Raw genomic sequence first — 8397 nt, 5'->3', positions numbered from 1 at the left:
CTTTGCCTTGTTCCAATACCGGTTCAACCGCCGCATGAATCTGGTCTGCCTCATCACCGGCACTCTGCGCCTGGCAGCAAGATCGGCACAGCGACCCCTGAGGACCCTACGACTGGCTGATTCTCCTGCGTAATCGGGAATATTATTCACGGATAGGCTCTAAGTGTCCACCCAGGAATAGGCCGGACCACCCGGCTCGTTGGAGTCCTTCCAGCGGTAGCCGTAGACGTCCGGCCCGCCGGCGTCGCGGTCCACGCTCCCCACGCGCGGATCGAATTCGCCCTTCTCCAATTTCATGAAGGGCAGGCTGGTCGCGCGGCCCAGGGTCTGGACGCCGGCGCTCCAGGTCAGTTCCCCCTGGCCCTGGTTGCCCACGCCCAGGTATTCCGTGCCGATGCCGCCGGGCGCCACCAGCGTGGCCAGACTGGCCGGCGAGACGGCGATGGCCGGCGCCGGGGGCAGGCCGATGGCCGGGAAGATGATGTCGTCCACCCAGGCGCAGTCGCTGCCCGAGTTGACGGAGCCGTCCTTGGTGTGAACCCAGCTGAAGGTGTGGGTGCCGGCGCTGACTGTCGTGCTGTACTGGGTCCAGTCCACGGTCCCCGCCCAGGCGGCCAGCTCCGTGCCGTCCACCTTGAAGCGCAGGTAATCGTAGCTGGCTTCGCTGCTCACCTTGTACCAGAAGCTGAGGGTGCCGGCGCTCTGCACGGACACGGTCAGGTTCAGCTCGCTGGTCTGGTTGTGGGAGATGGTGCCGGATTTGGCGGAGTACACGCCCGCGTGGGGCGCCGCCACCACCGTCCAGCCCGCCGTGCCGCCCGCCTCCCAGGGGAAGCGCAGGAAGTTGCCCGTCTCGAAATCCTCGATGACCAGGCCGATGGAGTAGCCCTCGCCGGCGCCGGCGCCGTAGGCTCCCGCCGTGTAGGTATAGGTGAAAGAGGCCACCGTGCCGATGGGGGCCTCGGCGTCCACCATGACCTGGAAGTCCGCCGTGGACGTGCCACCGGCGGGCAGGGCGGCCATGTTCTCGCTGCCGCTCAGGATCGTGATCCAGGACGAGGCGGTGGCCACCGTGGCCTGGCCGGCGGCGGAGGAGGCGTGGCCCGTGTTGGCCAGGGGCCAGCGCAGCCAGACGGTCTCGCCGGGATCGAGGCGGCCGTTGCTGTTGCCGCCCGCCGCGTCGTCAATCACCACCGCCCCCCCGTCCAGGGCCGGAGCCTGGGCCGTGAGGTCGAGCCAGGAGATCCAGGTGTCGGCGGCATTTCCACTGACGGAGAGCGTGAAGCGCAGCAGCTCCTGGTCGGGGATGCCCGGCAGCAGCTGCACAGTCCAGGCGCCCGCCTGGGTGGCGCTGGCGCCGGCGGCGATGCTGCCGAAGGTCTGGCTGCCGTCCGTGATCGCCACCTGGGGATGGGTGAGGCTGAGGGTGGTCTGCACGTTCGCGGCCGCCACGGTGCCGATGTTCTCCAGGGTGCCGCTGATGCTGACACTGCCGCCCTGCTCGCCGGTGGCCGGCGTGTAGGAGGCCAGGGTCACATAGGGCCCGTCGTTGGGGATGACAGGCAACGTGGTGATGATGGGCTGCCGCTGGTGGTGCGTGACCACCAGATTGGCGTCGCCGGCCGTGGTGAAGGGGGCGAAGCTGATGTTGAGGCTGCCCGAGGCGGGCACGAGGCCCGAAGCCTTGAGCACGCCGCCCATGCTGAGTCCGACGTAAGAGTAGGGTTGCGCCTGGATGGTGACGCTGTTCTGGCCCAGAAAAATGACATCGGGCAGGACGGCGGCGTTGACGGCCGGCACGCCCATCCAGGTCTCCAGGGAGGGATCGCCCATGAGGTGGCAGAGCTCCCAGTAGTAGGTGGTCATGCCGGAGCCGCCCTCCACCACCGCCAGGTTGCCACGCACGTTCATGGCGCCCTGGCTGGTGTGCCACTGGGCGAAGGTCTCGCCATGGTCGTGGAAGATGGCGTCGTAGACGCCCAGGCCCGTCTGCTGATAGGTCGGGCCGGCGCCCACCACCGGGCCGGCGCCCACGCCCCACCAGTAATCCTCGTTCCAGTAGGTGTTGTTGCTGCCGCCCAGGTAGCCGACGGCGCCCTTGTTCTCGGCGCGCAGCCAGGCCTCGCCGAAGCAGGTTTCCACCTGGAAGGAGTTGGTCAGACAGCAGTTGCCCACCACCGTGCCGTACTTGTGGGCGTTGGCCAGGCTGTTGATGTTGGTGATGGTGAAGGAGGGGTCGGCCCAGGAGGTCTGGCTGCCATGGGCCGTGTAGTTGATGTAACCCCTGCCCTCGGAGGCGTTGGCCACAACGGCGGCGTCCACCCAGCTCTCGTTGGACTGCGGATAGAGGTAGGTGTTGGAGGTGATGCCGTGGGCGGCGTTGAAATAGTTGATCGTGCCGTAGTTGATCTGTCCGTTGCCGTGGGTGATGGCGTAGGTGCCGTCCACCCCGGCGATCATCACGGCGCGGCCCAGGTAGCTGGGGTCGGGCATGAGGTAGCGCTCGTACTCCAGGGTCTTGTCGATCTGCGGCTGCAGCTGGGCAGTGCTGCGGGCGCTGAAGCGACCGGAGAGGACCTCGGGCAGGAAGTCGCCGCCGGTGAAGAGCACGTAGCTGAGGTCGGTGACATGGCTGCCGCTGGTGCCGGTCCAGGCGGGCACCAGGTTGTCGTCGCCCACATAGAGCACGAAGGAGGGGGCCGGGCTCTCCGGCGTGGCCGCGGTGTAGAGTCCCTGCAGCCAGCTCTTGATGGAGGCGGTGGTGGAGCCCACCTCGGGGGATCCCACATAGCCCGTGATCACCTGGAAGCCCTTCCTCGTCTTCCACTCGATGAAGGGGGCCAGCTGGTCGGCGAACATGGGATGGGCGACGATGACGTATTTCACCGGGTACTCGGTGATGGCGTCCCGCTCCGCCTCGTGGTTGAGCAGGTACTGGGCGTAGATGCCGTCGAACCAGGGCGAGCGGGTGCGGGCCTCCAGCTCGCGCGCGGCCGCCCAGTCGGCGCCGGGGAAGTCGATGCGCAGCTGCAGGTCCTGGTGGACGCGCAGGGTGCCGGCGACGGGATCGAGCTGGACGGGCTCCACCTCCACCAGGACGAGGCGCTTACCGAGCAGGTTGCCCATGTTCCGGGTTCAAGCCTTCGGCCTTCACCTCACTTGGCCATGCCTCACGCCAAGCGAAGCTGCACCTGGCATGTCAATGCCCTCTTTTCGGCCTCGTTGCGCGTCACGATGCTGGGTCTTGCGGCGCCAGCGCCGCGCTCTTGCACCTTTCTTTCACGGGCGAAAGAAAGGTGCCCAAAGAAAGCCCTCTCCAAGGCATGCAGGGCCCTAACCAGGCGGCCTCACGGCCGCCGTCGAACAGAGGGCCCTATCACCTCATGCGGACACCCTGGCAGTTGGTTCAAGCCTACGGCCTTCACCATGAACCAGCTCAATCCAATTCCCAGGCGAGGCGGCGCTTGCGCCGCTGAGCCACTCACCGCGTGGCGACCACGCGGAAGAGGCACAGGTCGCCGCCCAGGGGACCGCTCCAGCCAGGCGTTGACGTGGCACCCACCACTTGGTAGCCGCCCCAGGGCTGGCTGGAGCGTTGGACCTGATAGCCCATGGCGCCGGGCACGGCCGACCACTCCAGGATCACGGTCCCGCCCTGCACGCTGATGGCCAAGTCGGTGACAGGGTCGACGTGGGAGCTGACGGTGAGCGCGAGGGGCAACTGGATCGTCGGCGTGTCTGGATCGTTGGAGTTCAGTGTCACAGTGCCCGTGTAGAGTCCGTCTTCCAGGTCCACGGCGGAGAGGGCCAGCTCAAGGACGGCGCTGCCGCCCGCCGGCACCATGCCAGCCAGCGGGCTGAGCACGGCCCAGGGCGTATCCAGCACGGGCGGCGTGAACTGGACAGCCAAGTTGTTGACGAGGAAGCCGGCGGCGTTGAACACGCATTGCAGGCCGTCCGTGCCGGTGGCGTTCTCCATGCCCACCGTGGCGCTGTTCAAGGTGCCGTTCATGCTCTGGTACTGGTAGACGATGCGGCCGTCGGCATGAAGGATGGCCTGGAAAGTCTGGTACTGGGTCGTGTTGTAGCGCGGCACGGCCAGCCAGGAAACAATGAAGCGCTGGTTGGCGGCGTCGGCCCGGTACTTCAGCATGCCGGCCGTGGTCACGTTGAGGTCGTCCCAGAAGGGCGCCAGCAGGTTGTTGGGCTCGGCCGAGTTGGGGATGGCCTGGTTGCCGTAGGCGTCGCTGCTGCTGGTGAAGCTGAGGAAACCGTTGGTGCAGATCCGCACCGCGTCGAAGCTGTTCCCGTAGTAGCTGAAGGCGAAGCCCAGGGGGAAGGGACCGAGGCTGACGTCGTCGCCCGTGCCGGCGTTGATTCCTGTTCCGCTGATGTCCACCCAGGAGAAGGCCGGACCGCCCGGTTCGCGGCTGTCCATCCAGGTGTGGCCGTAGGCGTCGGGGCCGCCCGCGTTGCGCAGGGCGGGCACGCTGCGGCGGTCCTCCACGCCCTTGGGCAGTTTCAGCTCGGCCAGGAGGGCGGCGTCACGGTCGTCCAGGCTGAGGCTGGCCGTCCAATGGAGCGGCGCCTCCCCCGTGTTGGTGATGTGGAGCTGCCTGGCGGCCGTGCCGCCCGGCTCAAGCGTCTGTTCCACCGTGGCGGGCGTCACGGCCCAGTCGGGATAGGGCGTGGGCGCCATGGGCGGGAAGCTGATCCAGTCCACCCAGGCGGCGTCCTCGCCGCCCACCGCGGAGTTGTCCTTCACATAGGACCAGCTCAACACATGGATGCCGGCCGTCACCGGGAAGGAATGGACGGCCCAGGGCTGGGTGCCGGACCAGGAGGCCTGCACCGCGCCGTCGATGGAGAAACGCAGGAAGTCGTAATTGGCCTCGCTGGAGACGCGGGCGGCGAAGGAGAGGGTTCCCGCCGTGGCCACCTCGACGGTCAGACTCATGGCGCTGCTCTGGTTGTGGCCGATGACGCCGGAGCGGGCGGCGCGCGCTCCCTCGTAGGGCGAGGTGGTGGTGATGGTCCAGGGCTGGTTGCCGCCCATCACCCAGGGCCAGGCGAGGAAACCGCCGCTCTCGAAGTCCTCGAGGATGAGCCCCACGTTGAGCGCGAAGGGCAGCGCCTCCGTCAACTGGTCACAGACGGCGGTCAGGGTGAAGGCGACGGATTCCCCCACGGGGGCGGTGGCGTCCACGGTCACACTGAAGGAGGCGACGTCCCATTGGTCGGGCCAGAGGCTTTCATAGGACTGGGCTCCGCTGTTCACGGTCACCCAGGGACTGTCGCTGGTGAGCAGGCCGGTCAATCCGGTGGCGGCGATGGTGCCCACGTTGCCCAGGGCGATCTCGAGCAGGGCGGTCTCCCCCGGATCCAGGCGGCCGTTCTCGCCGTCCAGCACGGTCACGGCGCCCAGGGCGAAGTCGGGCGCCGCCACCAGGGGCTGCAGGGAGACATGTTGGACCATGGCCGCGCCCGCGCCGACGACGACGCTGGGCAGGGTCTGCGACTGGTAACCGGCCTTGCTGAAGGTGAGGCTGTAGGTGCCGGCGGGCAGGAGGCGATGGTAGTCGCCCACCCCGGCGGCGGACCAGGTGGCGAAGTCGCGGCCCGCCACACGCACCTCGACGCCGGGCAACGGCAGTCCAGTGGCGGCGCTGGTGACGATGCCGCGCACACCGCGCAAGGCCCATTCCATGTAGCTCAGCATGGACTCGCGGTTGTTGTTCCAGTAGGTGGGCAGTTGGGAGGCGTCGGGCCAATAGGTGTTGCTCAGCTCCACTGTGACCTCCATCCCGCCCTCCCAGCGGTAGTTCCAGTCCTGCATGCCGCCCGACATGGCGTACCAGTCCGCCCCGTTGGAGATGCCGTTGGGAAAGGCGCCATTGTACATGGGCTGATTGTTGATGGAGTAAGTGGTGGACATCTGGATGAAGAGGTCGTCGTCGGGGCTGGCCGTGTAGACGCTGCTGCCCGTGGCGTTGTTGTCGAAGGGGTAGTTCACGAGCAGGGCGCCCGTGTGGAAGTTGGCCGAGAGGTCGAAGTCCTTGGCCTGGGTCCACAGCATGACCGCCGCCGTCTCCGGCTGGCGGCCGGTGGGCGTGTTGTTGGGGCTGTTCCAGGGGTCTGGGAAGTTGCGGTTGAGGTCCACGCCGTTGGCATTCTGGCGCACTCCGGCGGTGTTGCCGTCCGGGTTCATCAGGGGCAGAAGGTGGATCTCCATCCCGTCCACCAGGTTGGTGATGCGCGGGTCGTCGCCGTAGTTGACCAGCAGGTGCTCGAGCAGGAAGAGGAGCATCTCCGTGCCCAGGGGCTCGTTGCCGTGCATGGTGGCGATGTACTTGAACTCGGGTTCGTCCTCGTCCAGGTCGGGGTTGTCCGTCACTTTCATCACCCATAATTCGCGGCCCTGGACGCTCTGGCCGATGGAGTAAAGGCGACAGATGTTCGGGTAGGCGGCGGCGTAGGCCTGCAGGAGGCTGGTCAGCTGCGGATAAGCGTGGTAATCGCGTTCGCGCGCCGGCTGCTCCTGGAGGAGCCTCCACATCTCCCGCGCCTCGTCGCGAATGGGCCGGGGGTCCAGGCCAAGGGCGCGCACGCGCCCCAGTTCGGCCTCATCCAGCCAGAGCTCGATCTCGGCCATGCCGTTGGGACGCCAGTCCCGGGCGGAGCCCAGGCCGCGCACCATGGAAAGGTCCACCCCGCTTTGGGTGAGCTGCTGCAAGATTTCCGACGTGGCGTGTTCGATTCGAAACAACTGCCGGCTGGTGTCGGCGGTGGATTCGCTGGCCCGGACCAGGGTTGAGCTGGTCAAGAGCAGAATAATAGAGAAGACCCATGCTCTCATGTGCATGCCTCTTTCGGATTTGATCGAATTCAAGGTTGGTTCCGGCTCATGGACATGTTAAGGGATGAGCAAGAAGGGTGCCAGCCTGTCTTGACACGGCTACGATAAAAGGAGCGGGGATGCGGAATTTCTATTGCATGTCCAGAGAAAATTTTGTCTCTTGGCACGTCCGTTCTCCCCCGACTATCGAGGCGGATTCATGCCAGTCGCGTCATCATCCCTTGCCACAAAGACCGATTATCCGGCCGCCGCTGTTGCCATGCCCCGCGTGGCCGAGGCGTCGCGCCCGCCCCGCCTCATGGAGCAAGTGCGGTGGGCGCTGCGCGTCCGCCATTACAGCCCGCGGACCACGGACACCTATTGCATGTGGATCCTTCGCTTCGTCCGACACCACGGCCGGCGGCATCCGCGGGAGATGGGCGAGGCGGAGGTCAACGCCTTTCTGACGCACTTGGCGGTGGCGGAGCGGGTGGCCCCCTCCACGCAGAACCAAGCCCTGGCCGCCCTGCTCTTTCTCTATCGGACGGTGTTGGAACGGAATCTGGGGGAACTGAGCGCCGTGATACGGGCACGGCGGCCGATCCGCCTGCCCGTGGTGCTGACGCGGGACGAGGTGCGCGCCGTGCTGGGCCGTCTGAGGGGCGAGCGCTGGCTCATGGCCTCACTGCTTTACGGCAGCGGCCTGCGCCTGATGGAATGCCACCGGCTGCGGGTCCAGGACCTGGACCTGTCCCGCCGCGAGATCCTGGTGCGGTCGGGCAAGGGCGACAAAGACCGCGTCACCATGCTGCCCGCCGCCCTGCGCACGCCCCTCGAGGAGCAGCTGCGCAACGCGCGGCGCGTGCACGAGCAGGACCTGGCGGAGGGCTGGGGCCGCGTGGAGTTGCCGGGCGCGCTGGCCCGCAAGTATCCGCAGGCCAGTCGGGAGTGGAACTGGCAGTGGGTCTTCCCGCAAACCGTGCGCTGGCGAAACGCGGGCACGGGGGAGGAGGGCCGCCACCACATCCACGAGACAGTGTTGCAGCGGGCCTTCCATGACGCGGTGCGTGCGGCGGGCATCGCCAAGCACGCCACCTGCCACACCCTGCGCCACTCCTTCGCCACGCATTTGCTGGAGGCAGGCCAGGATATCCGCACCATCCAGGAATTGCTAGGCCACCGCGACCTGAAGACCACCATGATCTACACCCATGTGCTGAACCGGGGTGGCCGCGGGGTGGTGAGCCCGCTGGATAACATTTGACCATTCGGCACCGGAAGTCGCAGCCTTGGTTCTCCCAGGCTTCCACACAAAGGGTTGACATTCAATGGCTTGAACCCGATGGCGCGATGGGCGCCATCCTCTTGGACGGAACGGCTTTTCCACCTCGACCGGACAAAGCCAGACTGTCCAATAAATAGTTATATAGACTGGCATTCTCTTTGAAGGCTGGGTTTGTGGTGGCGCCGGCGCCTAGTCTGCTCAGGCAGTGCCATGGGGGCGCAAGGCGCTGGCGGCCTTTGCGGGTCTCCCGGTTTATGCTGCTCTCTCGGCATAGGCA

3 protein-coding genes are annotated in these 8397 nt (G+C 66.7%); 1 reads left to right on the top strand and 2 read right to left on the bottom strand.

Going from position 1 to position 8397, the window contains the following annotated elements; genetic code table 11:
* Positions 1-159: 159 nt before the first annotated feature.
* Positions 160-3126 (bottom strand): C25 family cysteine peptidase, encoded by a 2967-nt coding sequence (locus Q8O14_13900; GenBank protein ID MDP2361820.1) that lies wholly within the window; start codon positions 3124-3126, stop codon positions 160-162.
* A gap of 355 nt (positions 3127-3481) precedes the next feature.
* Entirely contained in the window at positions 3482-6856 is a 3375-nt protein-coding gene (locus Q8O14_13895; GenBank protein MDP2361819.1) for a M14 family zinc carboxypeptidase, read from the bottom strand.
* A 259-nt stretch (positions 6857-7115) separates the two neighbouring features.
* On the opposite strand from Q8O14_13895, the gene Q8O14_13890 reads away from it, so the two are divergent.
* Positions 7116-8099, top strand: a complete 984-nt coding sequence (locus Q8O14_13890) for an integron integrase (GenBank protein ID MDP2361818.1) — start codon at positions 7116-7118, stop codon at positions 8097-8099.
* The last annotated feature ends 298 nt before the right edge of the window (positions 8100-8397 follow it).

Source organism: bacterium (genome assembly GCA_030685015.1).
Taxonomy (GTDB): domain Bacteria; phylum CAIWAD01; class CAIWAD01; order CAIWAD01; family CAIWAD01; genus CAIWAD01.
The sequence above is the reverse complement of the archived record's forward strand: the minus strand, read 5'-3'. Positions and strand labels throughout refer to the sequence as shown.

Coding starts and splice junctions, on each gene's coding strand:
- Q8O14_13895 (MDP2361819.1), bottom strand. CDS start 6,856: ATGAGAGCATGGGTCTTCTCTATTATTCTGCTCTTGACCAGCTCAACC.
- Q8O14_13900 (MDP2361820.1), bottom strand. CDS start 3,126: ATGGGCAACCTGCTCGGTAAGCGCCTCGTCCTGGTGGAGGTGGAGCCC.
- Q8O14_13890 (MDP2361818.1), top strand. CDS start 7,116: ATGCCCCGCGTGGCCGAGGCGTCGCGCCCGCCCCGCCTCATGGAGCAA.